Annotated in this window: 19 protein-coding genes; 14 read left to right on the plus strand and 5 right to left on the minus strand. The window is 66.3% G+C overall.

What is annotated here, in order from left to right; all coding sequences use genetic code 11:
* Positions 1-68: 68 nt before the first annotated feature.
* The 3 genes from mvk (at position 69) to NGM15_RS00015 (ending at position 2,206) form a co-directional block, all read left to right on the plus strand.
* Complete coding sequence (gene mvk, locus NGM15_RS00005) at positions 69-1,055, plus strand: mevalonate kinase (protein ID WP_253433601.1); 987 nt, start codon at positions 69-71, stop codon at positions 1,053-1,055.
* On the plus strand, positions 1,052-1,828 hold the full coding sequence (locus NGM15_RS00010) for an isopentenyl phosphate kinase (RefSeq protein ID WP_253433604.1): 777 nt from the start codon (positions 1,052-1,054) through the stop codon (positions 1,826-1,828). Before mvk ends, NGM15_RS00010 begins: the two co-directional genes overlap by 4 nt.
* Positions 1,829-1,963: 135 nt before the next feature.
* Entirely contained in the window at positions 1,964-2,206 is a 243-nt protein-coding gene (locus NGM15_RS00015) for a hypothetical protein (protein ID WP_253433607.1), read from the plus strand.
* A 31-nt stretch (positions 2,207-2,237) separates the two neighbouring features.
* On the opposite strand, the gene NGM15_RS00020 is transcribed toward NGM15_RS00015, so the two are convergent.
* The 3 genes from NGM15_RS00020 to NGM15_RS00030 all read right to left on the minus strand — a co-directional run bounded on the left by NGM15_RS00020 (position 2,238) and on the right by NGM15_RS00030 (position 5,626).
* Entirely contained in the window at positions 2,238-3,701 is a 1,464-nt protein-coding gene (locus tag NGM15_RS00020; protein WP_253433609.1) for an RtcB family protein, read from the minus strand.
* 85 nt (positions 3,702-3,786) lie between these two features.
* Positions 3,787-4,923 carry a DoxX family protein gene (locus NGM15_RS00025; RefSeq protein ID WP_253433612.1) on the minus strand — a complete coding sequence of 379 codons (1,137 nt, stop codon included), beginning with the start codon at positions 4,921-4,923 and terminating at the stop codon, positions 3,787-3,789.
* 142 nt (positions 4,924-5,065) lie between these two features.
* Positions 5,066-5,626, minus strand: a complete 561-nt coding sequence (locus tag NGM15_RS00030) for an archease (RefSeq protein WP_253433613.1) — start codon at positions 5,624-5,626, stop codon at positions 5,066-5,068.
* Between the two features lie 200 nt (positions 5,627-5,826).
* Between NGM15_RS00030 and NGM15_RS00035 the strand changes: the two genes are divergently transcribed.
* From NGM15_RS00035 to NGM15_RS00055, 5 genes are all read left to right on the plus strand, one after another.
* The gene (locus NGM15_RS00035; protein ID WP_253433616.1) at positions 5,827-6,306 is read left to right on the plus strand and encodes a GNAT family N-acetyltransferase; all 480 of its coding nucleotides are present in this window, start codon (positions 5,827-5,829) and stop codon (positions 6,304-6,306) included.
* A gap of 89 nt (positions 6,307-6,395) precedes the next feature.
* Positions 6,396-7,571, plus strand: coding sequence for a DNA primase small subunit PriS (gene priS / locus NGM15_RS00040; RefSeq protein ID WP_253433619.1), 1,176 nt, complete (start codon positions 6,396-6,398; stop codon positions 7,569-7,571).
* 7 nt (positions 7,572-7,578) lie between these two features.
* On the plus strand, positions 7,579-8,496 hold the full coding sequence (locus tag NGM15_RS00045; RefSeq protein WP_253433622.1) for a hypothetical protein: 918 nt from the start codon (positions 7,579-7,581) through the stop codon (positions 8,494-8,496).
* Between the two features lie 66 nt (positions 8,497-8,562).
* Positions 8,563-9,018 (plus strand): thioredoxin-dependent thiol peroxidase, encoded by a 456-nt coding sequence (gene bcp / locus NGM15_RS00050; protein ID WP_253438185.1) that lies wholly within the window; start codon positions 8,563-8,565, stop codon positions 9,016-9,018.
* A gap of 500 nt (positions 9,019-9,518) precedes the next feature.
* Complete coding sequence (locus NGM15_RS00055; RefSeq protein ID WP_425494488.1) at positions 9,519-10,772, plus strand: LeuA family protein; 1,254 nt, start codon at positions 9,519-9,521, stop codon at positions 10,770-10,772.
* Between the two features lie 68 nt (positions 10,773-10,840).
* Here NGM15_RS00055 and NGM15_RS00060 read toward each other — a convergent pair whose 3' ends face one another.
* Entirely contained in the window at positions 10,841-11,038 is a 198-nt protein-coding gene (locus tag NGM15_RS00060; protein ID WP_253433626.1) for a hypothetical protein, read from the minus strand.
* A 161-nt stretch (positions 11,039-11,199) separates the two neighbouring features.
* Here NGM15_RS00060 and ilvB point away from each other — a divergent pair, with 161 nt between their 5' ends.
* The 6 genes from ilvB (at position 11,200) to leuD (ending at position 17,264) form a co-directional block, all read left to right on the plus strand.
* Complete coding sequence (gene ilvB / locus NGM15_RS00065) at positions 11,200-13,038, plus strand: biosynthetic-type acetolactate synthase large subunit (protein ID WP_253433628.1); 1,839 nt, start codon at positions 11,200-11,202, stop codon at positions 13,036-13,038.
* 88 nt (positions 13,039-13,126) lie between these two features.
* Positions 13,127-13,783: an acetolactate synthase small subunit gene (ilvN, locus tag NGM15_RS00070; RefSeq protein WP_253433631.1), complete on the plus strand. Its 657-nt coding sequence runs from the start codon at positions 13,127-13,129 to the stop codon at positions 13,781-13,783.
* Positions 13,776-14,867: a ketol-acid reductoisomerase gene (gene ilvC, locus NGM15_RS00075; RefSeq protein ID WP_253433635.1), complete on the plus strand. Its 1,092-nt coding sequence runs from the start codon at positions 13,776-13,778 to the stop codon at positions 14,865-14,867. Before ilvN ends, ilvC begins: the two co-directional genes overlap by 8 nt.
* 12 nt (positions 14,868-14,879) lie before the next feature.
* Positions 14,880-15,221 carry a DUF7989 family protein gene (locus NGM15_RS00080; protein ID WP_425494455.1) on the plus strand — a complete coding sequence of 114 codons (342 nt, stop codon included), beginning with the start codon at positions 14,880-14,882 and terminating at the stop codon, positions 15,219-15,221.
* The gene (gene leuC / locus NGM15_RS00085; protein ID WP_253433637.1) at positions 15,218-16,639 is read left to right on the plus strand and encodes a 3-isopropylmalate dehydratase large subunit; all 1,422 of its coding nucleotides are present in this window, start codon (positions 15,218-15,220) and stop codon (positions 16,637-16,639) included. The genes NGM15_RS00080 and leuC overlap by 4 nt, the downstream gene beginning before the upstream one ends.
* Positions 16,632-17,264 carry a 3-isopropylmalate dehydratase small subunit gene (gene leuD / locus NGM15_RS00090; RefSeq protein WP_253433640.1) on the plus strand — a complete coding sequence of 211 codons (633 nt, stop codon included), beginning with the start codon at positions 16,632-16,634 and terminating at the stop codon, positions 17,262-17,264. Before leuC ends, leuD begins: the two co-directional genes overlap by 8 nt.
* Before the next feature lie 31 nt (positions 17,265-17,295).
* Here leuD and NGM15_RS00095 read toward each other — a convergent pair whose 3' ends face one another.
* On the minus strand, positions 17,296-18,120 hold the full coding sequence (locus NGM15_RS00095; RefSeq protein WP_253433643.1) for a class I SAM-dependent methyltransferase: 825 nt from the start codon (positions 18,118-18,120) through the stop codon (positions 17,296-17,298).
* Positions 18,121-18,278 lie beyond the last annotated feature (158 nt).

Below are 18,278 nucleotides of genomic sequence, written 5' to 3' on the forward strand. Positions count from 1 at the left end.
CACTCTCCGGTCGCGAACAGCGACGGCGAGAAGATAGCTATTAACCGTCGTCGTCCGAACGCCCCCACATGACAGTCTCGAGCGCTCCCGGGAAGGTCTATCTGTTTGGGGAGCACGCGGTCGTCTACGGCGAGCCGGCGGTTCCCTGTGCCATCGAGCGACGGGCGCGGGTCACCGTCGAACAGCGATCCGACGACCGGCTCAGAGTACAGGCGGACGACCTCAGTATCGACGGCTTCACCGTCGAGTACGGCGGCCAGCACGACGGCCGCCACGACGTGAACGTCCCCGAACCACTCATCAGCGCCGCGATGGGCTACGTCGACGGCGCCATCGAGCAGGTTCACGACGTCACCGGCGAGGACGACGTCGGCTTCGACGTCACCATCGAGAGCGAGATTCCGCTCGGGGCAGGCCTCGGCTCCTCCGCCGCGGTCGTGGTCGCCGCCATCGACGCCGCGGCGCGGGAACTCGGGCTCACCCTCGAGACCGACGAACTGGCCGAGCGAGCCTACCGGACCGAGCACGCGGTCCAGGAGGGGCAGGCCTCTCGCGCTGACACCTTCTGCTCGGCGACCGGTGGCGCCGTCCGCGTCGAGGGCGACGACTGCCGATCGATCGACGCCCCGGAGTTGCCCTTCGTCATCGGCTTCGACGGCGGCGCTGGCGAGACAGGCGAACTGGTCGCCGGCGTCCGTGCCCTCCGGGAGGAGTACGACTTCGCCGCCGACACCGTCGAGGCAATCGGCGACGTCGTCCGCAGGGGTGAGTCGGCTCTCCAGGCGGGCGACCTCGAGGAAGTCGGTCGACTGATGAACTTCAATCACGGCCTGCTCTCGGCACTCGGCGTCTCCGCGCGGGACCTCGAGACGATGGTGTGGGCCGCTCGCGACGCGGGCGCCTACGGGGCGAAGCTCACCGGCGCGGGCGGGGGCGGCTGTATCGTCGCGCTCGATCCGACGCCGGAGACGGAGACGGCCCTGCGCTTTACCCCCGGCTGTGAGGACGCGTTTCGGGCCGAACTGGCCGAAGAGGGGGTGAAGCGACTCACATGACCAGCTCTGGTACCGGAACCGAAACCGAAACGACCGTCGTCAAACTCGGCGGCAGCGTCGTCACGGACAAGGATCGCGACGAGACGCTCGACGCCGACTCCCTCGAGACGGCCGCCGACGCCGTCGCGACGGCGCTCGAGACGGGCGACGTCGACGACCTCGTCATCGTCCACGGCGGCGGGAGCTTCGGCCACGTCCACGCCAGCGAGCACGGCGTGAGCACGACCGACGGTACGCACGACGTAGGCGCCGTCCACGCGATCCACGGCGCGATGAAGACGCTCGACGGATTCGTCCTCCAGCGATTGCTCGAGCGTGACGTCCCCGCGGTTCCGGTTCACCCCTTTTCGGTCGCATCGCGGGACGCCGAGGGCCGACTCGACCTCCCTACGGCGCAGGTCGAGACGATGCTTGCGGAGGGGTTCGTCCCCGTCCTGCACGGCGACGTCGTGAGCCATCGGGGTGAGGGAGCCACCATCGTCAGCGGCGACGAACTGGTCGTCGAACTCGCGACGGCCCTCGAGGCCGAGCGCGTGGGCCTGTGCTCGACGGTTCCCGGGGTGCTCGACGACGCGGAGGACGTGATCGAGCGCATCGAGGACTACGCCGACGTCGAGGCCGTCCTCGGGGCCAGCGAGTCGACGGACGTCACCGGCGGCATGGCTACGAAGGTGCAGGCACTGCTCGCCCTCGAGAGCCGTGCCTCGATCTTCGGCCTCGAGTCGCTGCCGGCGTTCTTCCACGGGGAAGGAGCGGGGACGACGATCGAGTAGTTGGCTGGCTGCCGCTCGATAACCGTTGCTTGTCGCTCGTTACCAGCCGGACGCCGTTCACGTTCACCCTCTCGCCGAACCCGACCCCGACACACGAAACCCAACGGCTACCGTGCTCGATGTGGTACGGCGCCTATGGACCGAGACATGCTCGACGACCAGCGCGAACTCGTCGACCTGATCGAAGACGCCGGTTGGGAGGTCACCGGCCTCGAACTCTCGAGTTACGACAGCCCGTGGGTGGACGAGGACGCTCCCGAGGCAGAGGTGACGATCACGGCGAGAAAGCCGTACGTCGACGGTGACGCGGGCGGAGACGGAGACGAGAGTGGCAGCGACGAAGACGGCGAGGACGACAGCCCGTTCCGAATCAACTGACGAACCCCGGGGCTGCCGGATCGGACGACGATCACCCCTTGATGTTACACACCGGGAACGTCCGGGCGACCCTGTCGCCGATCCCGAGTTCGTCCGAGACGCGCACGACCTCGTCGACGTCCTTGTAGACGCCCGGGGCCTCTTCGGCCACCGTCGCCCCCGACTGGGCCTTGACGTAGATCCCCTGGCCCGACTCGAGGTCCTCGCGGACGTCCTCGCCCCAGTACTCGTTTTTGGCCTGGGTGCGACTCATCAGTCGGCCGGCGCCGTGGGCCGTCGAGCCGAACGTGAGGTCGAGTGAATTTTCGCCCCCGCGAAGGACGTAGCTGCCGGCGCCCATGCTCCCGGGGATGATCACCGGCTGGCCGACGTCGCGATAGGCTGCGGGGACGTCGGGGTGACCCGCCGGGAACGCCCGCGTCGCACCTTTCCGGTGAACGTACAGTTCCCGATCTTCGCCGTCGACCTCGTGGACCTCCTTCTTCGCGATGTTGTGAGCCACGTCGTAGAGGAGGTCCATCTCCATCGACTCCCAGGGGCGGTCGAACACGTCCGCGAACACCTCGCGGGTCCGGTGCATGATCAGCTGACGGTTGACCCAGGCGTAATTGATCGCGGCGTTCATCGCCGCGTAGTACTCCTCGGCCAGTTGCGACCCAGCGGGGGCGGCGGCGAGTTCCTTGTCGGGGAGTTGATTGAGGAGGCCACCGTGCTGGCGCTCGATCTTCCGCAGATAGTCGTTGCAGGTCTGGTGGCCCAGCCCGCGGGAGCCACAGTGGATGAGCACGACGATCTGATCGCGCTCGAGGCCGAACGCCTCCGCCACGCCGTCGTCGTACACGTCAGTCACCCGCTGGACCTCGAGGAAGTGATTACCAGAACCCAGGGAGCCGACCTGGTTCTTCCCGCGATCCTTCGCCTTCTGGCTCACCATCGACGCGTCGGCGCCCGCCCGGACGCCCTCGTCCTCGCAGTGAAGGAGATCGTCCTGGACCGCGTAGCCGGCCTCGAGCGCCCAGTCCACGCCGCGCTCGAGGATCTGCTCGACGGTGTCGACGCCGGTCTCGACGACGCCGCCGCCGCCGAGGCCGGAGGGGACGGCCTCGAATAGGGCGTCGACGAGTTCGCGTTCGTGCCCGGCGACGTCGTCGTAGCTCAGGTTGGTCTTCATCATCCGGACGCCGCAGTTGATGTCGTAGCCGACCGCTCCGGGCGAGATACAGCCGTTCTCGGCGTCCATCGCACCAACGCCACCGACCGGAAAGCCGTACCCCTGGTGGCCGTCGGGCATGCAGATGGCGTAGTTCGTGATCCCCGGCAGGTGCGTCGCGTTGCGCAATTGCTCGAGCGTCCTGTCCTCGCTGATCTCCTCGAGTAGCGATTCGCTGGCGAGTACGCGTGCGGGGACACGCATCCCGTCTTCCTGTGGGAGCTCCCAGACGTGTTCGCGAACCTGCTCGAGCACGATGCCATCGGCGTCGAACGTGGTGGTCATACTCGAGGATGGGGCGCCGTCGCTGAAAGACCTTTGTTACCGTTGCGGGGAGAGTCGGAACCGTACCCGGTTCGACGAGCGACGGTCAGCCCGCCGTCGACGTGACCGCGTCCTCGAGTTTGCTTTCGACGGCCTGGAGGCGATTGTCGACGGCGTAGGGGCCCGCGCCGGTGATGAGCAACAGCGAGGCCATCCCGAACAGCGAGACGTGTGCCAGCACGGGGTCGTCGGGCAGGGCGAACAACGTCAGCGAGAACATGGCGATGGCGACGGCGGCGCTGGCGCGCGTGAACAGGCCGACGACGAGCGCGAGGCCGAGAGCCGCCTCGGTGAACCCGGCCCCGAACACCCACAGTTCGGCCGGAACGGGGACGACGCTCGTCAGGTCGTACCGGTCGACGACGGCCAGGGCAATGCCGGGGCGCAGGAGTTTCTGGCCGACGCCGAGGGTGATGAACGTCAGCCCGAGGCCGACGCGGGCGATCGTCGGGGCGTACACCACGTAGGGGTCGATTCGCGACTGGAACACCTGGGCCACGTCGTGAACCCGGTCGATTCGGCCGTACTCGGTTCCCGGGCCGCCGGCGACTCGCTGGAGGACGTGATCGGCGCTTGGTCGGCCGCTGCCGACGAGGGCGATGGCCAGCAGGCCGCCGACGAACTCGAATTGCAAGAGGAGCGTCGGCCAGACGACCAGCCCGACGAGGTACGCCGCCAGGGTCACGAGGGCGACGAGGCGGGTGGCGAGGCCGAACAGGAGCAGGAAGCCGAGGGCCACCTGGAGCAGACGGGCGTCGACTGCGACAGACGGGCTGATGAAGTAGCCGGCGAAGCCCGCTCCGACCAGCGGAATGCCGAACGAGATCCGGAGCAACCAGGGGACGAACTCGGTGTACTCCCGCATGGCCGTCCGGAAGGCGGCGACGTCGTTGGGCACCGGGTTCACGCGCAGATAGGCGACCATCGCGAGGGTGACGACGAGCGCGCCGAGGGCCAGCGGACCGACGACGACGGGGTCGGTGAGTCCGTCAACGAGAAATTCGAGGGCTGAGACGTCGTGCTCCTCGTCGACGACGTACTCTTCGTGGGCGCTGACAGGCCTCGAGAGGATGGTTGCCAGCGCTAGCGACAGCAACAGCGTCAGCGTCAGTGCCAGCGACAGCAGTCCGTCCAGGACGCTGGAACGGGCTTTTCCTCGCCGGGATCGACGAGCGTCGTTCATACGTCACTTATCCAGTCGACAGGCAAAAGTGCTCGAGTTGCGCCTGCGTCTGCGACGGACCCGGACCCGGGCCCGGACCTGGACCTGAACCTGAATTTGGACCTGAACGTGAACCTGGACCCTTGCTGAACATCGACCCCGCTCAGACGTCGAAGACGACGTACGCCTCCCAGCCGTCGTCGACGGCGTCGAGGCGCATCTCCGAGTAGGTGACGGCTTTGACCTCCCTGGCGTCGATTTCCGTGAGCGGAACCCCGCGGGCGTCGGCCGCGAGCCGCCACCGGTCGTCGGTGTGTCGGTCCCGGCTGGCTGGTTCCTCGATTGCACCCTCGTCGCCCGTGCCTGCGCCCTCGCTCTCGTCTCCCGTATCCTCGTCGACCCGCTCGAGCGTCCGAACGCGGTTGTCGACCGGCAACTCGAGGCGGACGTCTCGCAGGTAGATGAGTTCGTCCAGGTACTCGAAGAGGAGGGCTTCGCGGCTCTCGGCGCGCACCTCGAGTGTGAACCGGTCGTCGCTCTCGCCGGAGTCGCCACTCGAGTCGCTGTCCACATCGCTACTCGCCTTGTCCGCGTCGCCACCGGGAATCTCGTCACACGAGGCCGCCGCTAGACCGTCGGCCACGGCGGCGACGGTCGTCTCGAGGGTGTCGCCGCGAGCGGCGACGGCGACGTCCGCGGTGTGTGCGCGGAGTTCGTAGCTCATGCGGGCTCGTTCCGTCGCCAGTGTGCTATGTGCATCGATTCCGCGCGAGTCGACCCCAGTCAGCCGTTCCTCGACGGGTCTCGAACGGGGTCTTTCGACCGGTCAGAACGTCTACTTGGCGGGCTACCGGCCCGTTTCGACGAGAGTTGTCGATCCAGCCGCCGGTGGAATTATATTGGCGACGGTGGTACGGTTGGTTAGTGAGCGTCAACATCGACAGTCGCGTCGTCGAGCCCGGCAACGACGAGTTCGTCGACTCGGCCTGGGACCTCAAAGAAGTGATTAGCCGGGACGAAGGGGTGCTCAAACAGCGACGCAACTTCTTCGTCGATGCCTACCGGCGCTCGACGGTCCACTGTTACGTCCGCAACGGAACGGACCTCGTCGGGTTCGCTGCCGTTCGACGCGACGGCTACATCCTCTTTCTGGCCGTCTCACCCGACTGTCGCGGCAAGGGTATCGGCAAACGACTCGTCGCCCAGGTTGCCGAGGACCACCGCTCGATCACCTGCCACGCCCGCACGACCAACGAAAACGCCCTCCAGTTCTACGAACACCTCGGCTTCGAGATCAAGCGCCGCATCGACAACTACTACGAGGACGGCGGCGACGCCTACTACCTCAAACTCGGTTCGAGTGCCGGACTGTCGGATCGAATCTCGGAACTGATCCGCCGGTAGCGATCGGCTTCTCTCGCCTGCCCCGACTTGCTCCAGCGACGGCCATTCGGAAACGCCTATATGCCAGTACCGCCGACTACCGGGGACGCATGGAGGAGCGCACGCGGGCCTATCTTCGGGGGCGATTTCGGGACCACTACCGACGGACGGAGATCACCCTCCCCCCGGAGGCGAACGAACGCGAGTGGGGCTACATCCCCTGGACGGAGGGCCCCAAGACCACGATGGTTCGCCACCGCTCGCTCCTCGAACTCGGCTCGCTCGAGGACTTCCTCGAGCGTAAGCGCCCCCAGCACGTCTACTACTCGGTCGGGCGCTACCGCGACCCCGGCGCGAACTCGATGAGCGCGAAGGACTGGCGCTCCTCCGACCTGGTCTTCGACCTGGACGCCGACCACCTGCCGAGCGTAACCCTCGGCGAGGATTCGTACGCGGAGATGCTCGAAAAGTGCAAGGACGCCCTGTTTCGCCTGCTCGACTTCCTGGAGGATGACTTTGCCTTCGAAGACCTGGAGGTCGTCTTCTCGGGCGGCCGGGGCTACCACGTTCACGTCCGCGACGAGTGCGTTCAACGGCTGGAGAGCGACCACCGCCGCGAGATCGTCGACTACGTCCGCGGGATCGGCCTCGAGTACGACGCGCTGATCGAGACCGAGACCGTCGCCGGATTGGGCCGAAAGACGCCGACCCAGCGTCGCCACCTCTCGATCGACGGTGGCTGGGGCCGACGCACCCACCAGCGGTTCATGGCCTACGTCGACGACCTGCTCGACCTCGAGGAGGAGGCCGCCCTCGAGAAGCTACAGTCGTTCGACGGCATCGGCGAGGGGAAGGCGCAGGCGACACTCAACGCCGCCCGGAACAACCGTGCGGAACTCGAGGCGGGGAACGTGACGGTCCACACCGCGGTCTCCCAGCTCGCCGAGCGCTTCGCTGGACGGGCCGTCGAGGCCGACAACGCGCCGATCGACGAACCGGTCACGACCGACACGAACCGGCTCATCCGACTTCCGGGGAGCCTCCACGGCGGCAGCGCGCTCGAGACGCAACGAATCGACAGGGACGACCTGGCCGACTTCGACCCGCTGGTCGACGCCGTCCCCGAGACGTTCAGGGGCCACGAGATCGTCGTCGACGTCACCCGCGGCGGCGATGTCGAACTGGGGGGCGATATCTTTACAGTCCAGGAGGGTGACCAGTCACTACCGGAGTACGTCGCCATGTTTCTCATGGCGCGTGGTCGCGCCGAAAAGGAGAAAGAATGAACCAAGAATGAATCTAGACGAGTTACGCACGGTGCAGAGCAAAGAGCGCCAGAAGGACAGCCTCCAGCACCTGCGTCCGTCATTTTACAAAGAAGTCGGCGAGTACATCGCGAACCTCGAGGCCGAGCGCGAGCGCGTCGCCGAGGCCGCCGACGATCCCTTCTCCTCGCCCGAGGTCGGACGTCTGACGGACGAGATCGAGACGGCGAAGGACGTCGTCGAGGCCGTCTACGAGCGCCGGATGGGCAAACTCGTCAAGCAGGCGAGCCTCGCTGCGGCCGGGATGCCCGCCAACGACGAGGGACTGACCGCGGAGGAGTCGGACCTGTTCACCGATCTCGTCGACCGCATCCAGGGCAACAAACAGCGTGTGCTCGACGTTCTCGATGGGAACGAGGCCGAGGCCGAGGACGCGGTCGCGGAGACGACGGCCTCGAGCGAGTCGACCGTGCCCGACCCGTCAGCCGACCCCGGCGACGCGCTGGCCGACGTGGCCGGTTCCGCGACCGACGAGTCGGCGGTCGACCCGTCGTCGGAGGGCTCGGTCAGCGCCGCCGACGCCATGGGTGGTGACCTGCCCGCGAGCGACGACGTGGATGCCGCCGAAGCCGCCGAGGCAGGGGCGGCGAGTGGACCGAGAGTGGGAGACACTGACGACGTCCCGCCACCGCCGCCGGACGAACCGCCTGCGAACCGCGAGGACGCTGGCGATGCCGAATCCGACGCCGAGACGACGGGAGGCGAAGACTCGAGCGATTTGGCACCCGACATCGACCGCGTCACCGTCCGCATCACTCGCGATGTCGGCTCGATCCTTGGGATCGACGACCGCGAGTACACCCTCGCGACCGACGACGTCGTCACGCTGCCCGAGCAGAACGCGACGCCGCTGGTCGAGCGCGAGGCGGCCGAACCGCTGGAGTGACTCGAGGTACAAATGGTACAAGTAGCGGACCGACAACACTACAACCCGCGAGACGAATCACCGGACATGCTCGAGGCTGGCGACGACGCACCCGACTTTGCACTGCCGAACCAGCACGGCGAAACGGTTCGCCTGGACGACTTCGAGGGCCAGTACCTGGTCGTGTACTTCTACCCCCGGGCGAACACCGAGGGCTGTACGGTCGAGGCCTGTGAGTTCCGCGACGCGCGCCCGACGCTCGAGACCGAGAACGCGGCCGTCGTCGGGATCAGCGACGACCCCGTCTCCGACCTCGAGGACTTCGCGGCGGACTATGACCTCGAGTTCGATCTCCTCTCCGACGAGGACGGCTCCGTGTCGACCGCGTACGATTCCTACGGCGAGAAGCAGATGTTCGGGAATACGTTCGACGGCGTCTTCCGGAACACGTTCGTGGTTGGCCCGGACGGCACCATCGAGGCGGTGTTCGAGGGCGTCACCCCCGAGGGACACGCCGACGAAGTGCTGAACGTTCTCGAGTGAGACGACCGGACGGTTCGGTTCCAGTTCTCGGTACGACAGCGACGATCCAGGCGCGCGTTCTTTTCGAAACGATCAGTATCGCGACTGGAGATTCCCTCGAGATTGCTCTGAGCAGCACTCGGAGCGCTCCCGCGATACGGTCGACGTCGGCGCTCACCTGGCTGGACGAGGACACTCCTCGAAGTGGACGACAATTCTCACTCGAGTGGACGACAATTCTCACTCGAGTGGACGAGATGATTTCCCAGGTGGACGAACGACCAACTCCCACCGCGCGTGACGAATCGCATCGTTACGTCCTCAACAAATCGAGCGGAATTTACAATGCTACGTCGTACCGTGACCGGAACTGGCATAGTATCATTGGGTGGCGTATAAGGTCTACCCGTTCGATATAGGTCGTTTACGTCGTGCGGTTTTTCGGACTTGCACGATCGTACATCGGCGTGTAAAAACTGCCAGCGTCTGTTTCAGCGCCAGGTTTATATACTCCCTCGGGCCTGGGGTTGGGTACATGTCGACACCAAACGACACCAGCTCTGAGACCCCTCAGGGCGGTCGAGTTCTTCCAGGGCACGTTAGATTCTACTGACGAAATCGCAACTGCACGCGTTTTCGACACGACCCTGCGCGATGGCGAACAGTCCCCAGGAACCTCGTTCTCGTACGACGACAAACGCGAGATCGCACGGGTTCTGGACGAAATGGAAACCCACGTCATCGAAGCAGGCTTCCCCGTCAACTCCGAGGCCGAGTTCGAAGCCGTCAGCGACATCGCGTCGTCGACGCAGACCACGACCTGTGGACTGGCCCGCGTCGTCGAAGGCGACATCGAAGCGGCGCTGGACTCCGGCGTCGAGATGGTCCACGTCTTCGTCTCCACGAGCGACGTGCAGATCGAGGACTCGATGCACTCGAGCCGAGAAGCTGTCGTCGAGCGCGCGATCGACGCCGTCGAGCGCGTCACCGAGGCGGGCGCAATTTGCATGTTCTCGCCGATGGACGCCACCCGGACCGACGAGCCGTTCCTGCTCGAGGTCATCGAGGCCGTCACGGAGGCGGGAACCGACTGGATCAACGTCCCCGACACGTGCGGGGTCGCGACCCCGCGACGCTTCTACGATCTGATCCAGACGGTGACCGACCATACCGACGCGCGCATCGACGTCCACACTCACGACGACTTCGGGCTGGCAACGGCGAACGCGCTGGCAGGGATCGAAGCCGGCGCCGACCAGGCGCAGGTCTCGGTCAACTCGATCGGCGAGCGTGCCGGCAACGCCGCTTACGAAGAGTTCGTGATGGCCGTCGAGTCGGTCTACCAGGCGGACACGGGCATCGACACGACGCGGATCACCGAACTCTCCCAGGTCGTCGCCGATCGAAGCGGCGTCCCGGTCCCCTCGAACAAGCCGGTCGTGGGCGCGAACGCGTTCTCCCACGAGAGCGGCATCCACGCCGCCGGCGTCATCGAGAACGCCGACACGTTCGAACCCGGCGTCATGACCCCGGAGATGGTCGGCGCCCGGCGCCGACTCGTCCTGGGGAAACACACGGGAACCCACTCGGTTCGCGAACGGCTGGTCGAGACGGGCTTCGACCCGACCGAGACCGAGGTACGGGCCGTGACCCGTCGCGTCAAGGACTACGGCGCCGAAAAACGTCGCGTCACGGTCTCCGACCTCGAGCGATTCGCCGAAGCGGAAGGCGTCGCTCGGCTCCCCGAGCGGGAGCGAGAGGAGGTGCAGGCGTAACGATGCACCCTTCGGTTGCTTCGGCCGGCCAGCGTCGGCTGTCGCGGATCGACGTTCGATCGGATGGATCAGTCAGCCGCTCGAGCGCCGCGCGTGCCGACGTCGCCTCGAGTGGTGGTCGCCCCTCGTCCGTTGACTCGAACGCGAGCAACGTTTGCCACTCGGGCAACGGTTATATGCCTCGAGGCGTCTACCAGTGTAGTAATGACGACCCGCGCTTCCAGATCGGCTCGCGGTGCCGACAGCGGCGCGGTCGCGACGCTCATTATTGTAGGGGCCGCCTAGCCCCTCACTTCACCCTCTCTGTCCCGACGTTGCACCGATTTCCTAGCGACCAGCGACGCAGCACCCACAGTCCCCAGCGACCCCGAACGATGACACGACAGCACACACGAAATCGCCGCCATCCGGCGGCAGGAGGGTATCGATGAGCGAACGCGCGACACCGGTGACACCGCGGACCGAAGCGGACTCCAGCGCGGCGGAAACTGAGCGCGAACGCGAACGCGAGCGCAACCCCGAAGCCGCCGCCGACGTCTCGACCGAACCGAGTTCGAACACCGACGCATCGACAAAGCCGGTCACGACGGGCGCCGAATCCGTCATCCGCGCGCTCGAGACCGCGGGCGCCGAGTACGTCTTCGGCGTCCAGGGCGGGGCGATCATGCCCGTCTACGACGCACTCTACGACTCCGAGATCCGCCACGTGACGATGGCTCACGAGCAGGGCGCCTCCCACGCCGCCGACGCCTACGGCATCGTCTCGGGCGATCCGGGCGTCTGCTTCGCGACCTCCGGACCCGGCGCGACGAACCTGGTGACGGGCATCGCCGACGCCGACATGGACTCGGATCCGATGATCGCGCTGACGGGCCAGGTGCCGACCAGGATGGTCGGCAACGACGCCTTCCAGGAGACCGATACCACGGGCGTCACGAAACCGATCACGAAGGCCAACACGTTCTCGAGCGACCCCGATCGCGTCGGCGACGACGTCGGCGAGGCATTCGCGCTCGCGGGCGCGGGCCGACCCGGCCCGACGCTAGTCGATCTGCCGAAGGACGTGACCCTGGGCGACACCTCGACCGAGCCGGGCCAGCCACGGACGCCGGACACGTACGAGGTGCAAGAGCACGCCGACCCCGAGACGGTCCGACTTGCCGCGCGGCGCATCGAGCAGTCCACGAAGCCGGTCTTGCTGCTGGGCGGCGGCGTCATCAAGGGCAGCGCCACCGAGGCCGTGCGGGCGTTCGCGGTCGAACACGAGATTCCGGTCGTGACGACGATGCCCGGCCTCGGCGCGTTCCCCGAGGATCACGAGCTCGCGATGGAGATGGCCGGGATGCACGGGACGGGGTACGCCAACATGGCGATCACCCATTGCGACACCTTGATCGGCGTCGGCACCCGGTTCGACGACCGGCTGACCGGCGGCATCGAGCACTTCGCGCCCGACGCGGAGGTCATTCACGTCGACATCGATCCAGCCGAGATCAGCAAGAACATCCACGCGGAGTACCCGCTCGTCGGCGACGCGGAAACGGTGATCGAGCAGTTGGCCGACGAGGTCACGGAATCTCCGCGAGCCACCAAGTGGCGCGCCCAGTGCCAGCAGTGGAAGTCGGAATACTCGATGGCCTACCGGACGCCCGAGGACGAACCGGTCCAGCCGCCGTTCGTCGTCGAAGCGCTCGACGAGGCCACGAGCGACCGGGCGATCGTGACCACGGGCGTCGGGCAACACCAGATGTGGGCTTGCCAGTACTGGACGTTCACCGAACCCCGGACCTGGGTCTCGAGCCACGGGCTCGGGACGATGGGCTACGGCCTACCCGCGGCCGTCGGTGCGAGACTCGCCGCCGAGGACGACCAGGAGGTCGTCTGCTTCGAGGGCGACGGGTCGTTCCTGATGACGATCCAGGAACTGGCCGTGGCCGTCCGTGAGAACCTGAACATCACCGTCGTCGTGCTCAACAACGAGTACATCGGCATGGTTCGCCAGTGGCAGGACGCCTTCTTCGAGGGTCGCCACGCCGCCTCGGAGTACAACTGGTGTCCCGAGTTCGACACCCTGGCGGAGGCTTTCGGCGCGAAAGGATTCCGCATCGACGACTACGACGAGGTCGCCGACACGGTCGAGGCCGCGCTGGCCTACGACGGCCCCTCGGTGATCGACGCCCACATCGACCCACGGGCGAACGTTTACCCGATGGTGCCGAGCGGCGGCGACAACGGACGGTTCGCGCTGTCGGAGGACCAGCTATGACCAGGACGCGAACGCGACCAGCTACGGCCGGGACGCGAACGCGATTCGACGACGCGCGACGCTCGAGGCCGGCCTCGAGGTGGTCCGCGTGACTGACCGACGCGGACTCGAGGGCCCCGCTCCCGGCGAACGGCCGGCCCCGGCGGGCAAGCGCAACGAACTCGGCATCCGGGTCGATCCGGAAGTCGAGGCTGCGCGCCCGCCGCGACGGACCGTCATCTCGGCGCTCGTCGAACACGAACCCGGCGTGCTCTCGGACGTCTCGGGGCTGTTTTCGAGGCGACAGTTCAACATCGAGAGCCTCACCGTCGGCCCCACGGAGGACGAGGCCCACGCACGCATGACGATCGTCGTCGAGGAGCCCGATCCCGGCATCGAACAGGCGAAAAAACAGCTCCGGAAGCTGATTCCGGTGATCGCGGTTCGCGAACTCGAGCCCGACGCGATGCGTCGCGAACTGGCGCTCGTGAAGGTGAACGCGACGCGACCGGACCGGGTCGCCGCCGTCGCGGAGATGTACGGCGGGAAGACCGTCGACGCCAGCCCGGAGACGGCGACGATCGAGATCACCGGTTCGCGCCAGAAGATCGACGCGGCCATCGACTCGTTCAGCCAGTTTGGCATCCGCGAGATTTCCCGCACGGGAACGACCGCGATGGCTCGCGGGACCGACGATACGGCCGCCGAGCAGACGAAAGCACAGCCAGCCGACCAGCGACACACCGTTCCAGCAGACGATGACTGACGACACTCACACTCACACCGACGCAGACGCAGACGCAGATGCAGACGACACGTTTACGACGAACATCTACTACGGCGAGGACGCCGATTCCAGCTCCCTCGAGGATAAGACAGTAGCCGTCCTCGGCTACGGCAGCCAGGGCCACGCCCACGCACTGAACCTGCACGACAGCGGGTTCGACGTCGTGGTCGGCCTCCGCGAGGATTCGAGTTCCTGGGCGCAAGCCGAGGACGACGGCCTGCGGGTGACGACGCCCGACGACGCCACCGCGGAAGCCGACGTGATCATGTTCCTCGTCCCCGACACTATCCAGCCCGCGGTCTTCGAAGCCGTCGAGGACGGCCTCGAGGAGGGGAACACGGTCATGTTCGCCCACGGGTTCAACATTCACTACAATCAGATTCAGCCACCCGAGTACGTGGACGTCACGATGGCCGCCCCGAAGGGCCCGGGTCACATCGTGCGCCGCGACTACGAGAACGGTGGCGGCACGCCGGCGCTGATCGCGGTCTACCAGGACTACACAGGCGACGCCAAGGAGGAGGCCCTGGCCTACGCCCAGGGCATCGGCGCCACCCGCGCGGGCGTCGTCGAGACGACGTTCCGCGAGGAGGTCGAGTCGGACCTCTTCGGCGAGCAGGCCGTCCTCTGTGGCGGCGTTACCTCGCTGGTCAAACACGGCTTCGAGACACTGATCGACGCGGGTTACGCCCCCGAGATGGCCTACTTCGAGTGCCTGAACGAACTCAAACTGATCGTCGACCTGATGTACGAAGACGGGATCGGCGGCATGTGGTACTCCGTGAGCGACACGGCGGAGTACGGCGGCCTGACCCGCGGCGACCGCATCGTCGACGACTCCGTGCGCGAGAACATGGAGGAAGTACTCGAGGAGGTTCAAAGCGGTGCGTTCGCCCGCGAGTGGATCAACGAGAACCAGGCCGGACGCCCCTCCTACACCCAGTTGAAGCGCCACGACGAGGAACACGAGATCGAATCGATCGGCGCGCCCCTGCGCGACCTCTTCGAGTGGGAGGACGACTCGAGCGAGAACGAACCGGCGGAGGTGCCGGCGGACGACTGAGAGGAGAGAACCATGACACGAACCACCGACTCCACGACCCCAGCGAAATCGAACGACGTGAAACGGAATCAAGACCGACGAACGATGGACGACGTCAGCCACACCAATCCCTACACGGGCGAGTCGACCGGCCACCTGTTCAGCCGCGGGCCGATCGTGGCCGCCGACGGCGGGGAGGCGAACGCGGTTCCCGATGATCGGGTGGACGAACGGGATGACCGAGTCTCGAGCGACCCCGCAGACGGGGGCAGGGAAGACCGCATGAAAGACGTGAGTCACACGCCGCCGCGCGACGCCGACGACGCGAACGCGGTGTTCGAGCGCGGCGGGAGCGAGGTCGGAGCCGACGAATGAGCGAGGGAACGCTCTACGACAAGGTCTGGGACCGCCACGCGGTCACCCGCCTGCCCACCGGCCAGGACCAGCTGTTCGTCGGCCTCCACCTCATTCACGAGGTGACGAGCCCGCAAGCGTTCGGGATGCTCCGTGAGCGTGACCTCGAGGTCGCCTACCCGGACCTGACCCACGCGACGGTCGATCACATCGTGCCGACATCGAGCAAGGAGCGCCCGTACGCCGACACGGCGGCCGAGGAGATGATGGCCGAACTCGAGGAGAACGTTCGCGAGTCGGGTATCGAGTTCTCTCACCCCGATACGGGCGAACAGGGGATCGTCCACGTCATCGGCCCGGAGCAGGGGCTGACCCAGCCCGGGACGACCATCGTCTGCGGCGACAGCCACACCTCGACCCACGGCGCCTTCGGCGCGCTCGCGTTCGGCATTGGTACGAGCCAGATCCGGGACGTCCTCGCCACAGGAACCGTAGCGATGGAGAAACAGAAAGTCCGCAAGATCGAGGTCACCGGCGAACTCGCCGAGGGCGTCGAAGCCAAAGACGTCATCCTGGAGATCATCCGACGACTCGGAACCGAAGGCGGCGTCGGCTACGTCTACGAATACGCCGGCGAGGCCATCGAGAACCTCGACATGGAGGGGCGAATGTCGATCTGTAACATGTCGATCGAGGGTGGCGCCCGCGCGGGCTACGTCAACCCCGACGAGACCACCTACGAGTGGCTCGAGGGTCGCAAGCGCGTCCCCGAGGGCGAGGCCTTCGAGGAGCGCAAGGCGTACTGGGAATCGATCCGATCGGACGACGACGCCGAGTACGACGACGTCGTGACGATCGACGGAAGCGAACTCGAACCGGTCGTCACCTGGGGCACGACACCAGGACAGGGCGTCGGCGTCACCGAGCCGATTCCCGAACCCGAGGACCTCCCCGCGGACAAGGTCGAGACGGCTCGCCGCGCCCAGGAGCACATGCGGGTCGAACCGGGCGACACGATGGAGGGCTACCCCATCGACGTGGCCTTCCTGGGTTCGTGTACCAACGCGCGCCTGCCGGACCTCCGGCGGGCCGCTCGGCTCGTGAAGGGCCGGACAGTCGACCCCGACGTCCGTGCGATGGTCGTCCCCGGTAGCCAGCAGGTCAAGCAGGCTGCCGAAGAGGAGGGCCTGGACGAAATCTTCACCGATGCCGGCTTCGACTGGCGCGGTGCCGGCTGTTCGATGTGTCTCGGCATGAACGAAGACCAGCTCGAGGGCGACGAGGCCTGCGCCTCCTCCTCGAACCGGAACTTCGTCGGCCGCCAGGGGAGCAAGGACGGCCGCACAGTACTGATGAACCCCCGGATGGTCGTTGCGGCGGCGATCAACGGAGAAGTGACTGACGTGCGGGCGATCAAGGAGGTGACGGTGAATGAGTAACCAGAACGAACTCGAGATTCCGAGCGTCGATTCGGTATCGGGAACGGGCGTCGCCGTTCGCGGCAACGACATCGACACCGACCAGATCATCCCGGCTCGCTTCATGAAGGTCGTCACGTTCGACGGCCTGGGCGAGTTCGCCTTCTTCGATCAGCGGTTCGACGACGACGACAACGAGAAGGACCATCCACTGAACGAGCCACAGAACCGCGACGCCTCGGTGATGGTCGTCAACGCCAACTTCGGCTGTGGCTCCTCGCGCGAGCACGCCCCCCAGGCGCTCATGCGCTGGGGCATCGACGCCTTCATCGGCGAGAGCTTCGCCGAGATCTTCGCGGGGAACTGTCTCGCGCTCGGCATGCCCACCCTCGAGGCCGACACCGAGGTCGTCGAGGAGCTACAGGCGTGGGTCGAAGCGAATCCCGACGGCGAGATCGACGTCGACGTGGCCGACGAGACCGTCACGTACGGCGGGAAGGCGGTCGACGTACGCGTCGACGACGCCCAGCGAAAGGCCCTCGTCGAGGGCGTCTGGGATACCACGGCCCTGATGAAGGCAAACGCCGAGGCCGTCGACGAGACCGCCGAGGCACTCTCGTACGTCGAAGACGGGAAACGAGTGTAGGTCCGCTTCTCAATCCTTTCCTCAGATCGGCTCACTTCGTTCCGATACCGATGTTGACGGTGTTGTTCAACACGGCTGGACCGCTCCCGTCGGAACGCTCGCTCAGTTTGTCGTCCAGCACCGTTCGGGCCGCATCCTGCTGCTCCGCCGTCAGGTCGGCGACTAACCCCGCCCCGATCGGATTGCTGGCGGTCACCCAGTCCCACAGCTGCGCGCCGGAGTGGAACGCCAGCCGATGATTCGTCGTCTCCACGCGAATCTTCGTGAGGCCGGCGTCGGACAGTTTCTCGTGCAACTTCTCGGGATCCGCCACCTGGAACGGTAACGGCGGCGGGTCTGACGGAAGGCCCGCGAAACCTGGGACGGCGGCTTTCACGGCACCGAGGAAGAACTGTAGGAACTCGATTTCGGCGGGCGGCCCCATCGTGACCAGGAGGACGCGGCCACCGGGTCTGGTAACGCGCGTCAGTTCGTCCAGTCCCCGTGGGAGGTCGGGAAACAGCATGACGCCGAACTGTGAGCCGGCGACGTCGAAGGTGTTCTCCTCGAGTTCGAGTGCTTGCCCGTCCATGACGCGGGCCTCCAGGGTGGTGAGCCCCTCGTCACGCGCACGTGCCTCGAGGTGCTCGACCATGGCGGGGGAGATGTCCGTCGCCAGCACCTGTGCCCCCGCGCGAGCCGTGGGGATGCTCAACGCGCCACTGCCGGCCGCGACGTCCAGCACTCGCATTCCCGGCTGGAGCCCCACCCGCTCGAGGGCCTGTTCCGCGATGGCCACGTTCGACGGAGTTACGTACTCGTCGTACTCCGGCGCGATTTTGGTCCATTCGTCCTGGATCTCTGCTTGTTCGGGCATGATTCCTCGAATTCCAGTGCGTTCGCTGGATACATCTACATATCCGGTGAAATATTTCACCCCGTGAAGAACCGGTTGGGTTTGCGATAGCTATGGTCAATACAGTGGATCACCGTGGTCGTCCGATTCCGTGATCTTTGGCCGTATCGGTAGTCGCC

The organism is Natronosalvus halobius, assembly GCF_024138145.1.
GTDB classification, from domain to species: domain Archaea; phylum Halobacteriota; class Halobacteria; order Halobacteriales; family Natrialbaceae; genus Natronosalvus; species Natronosalvus halobius.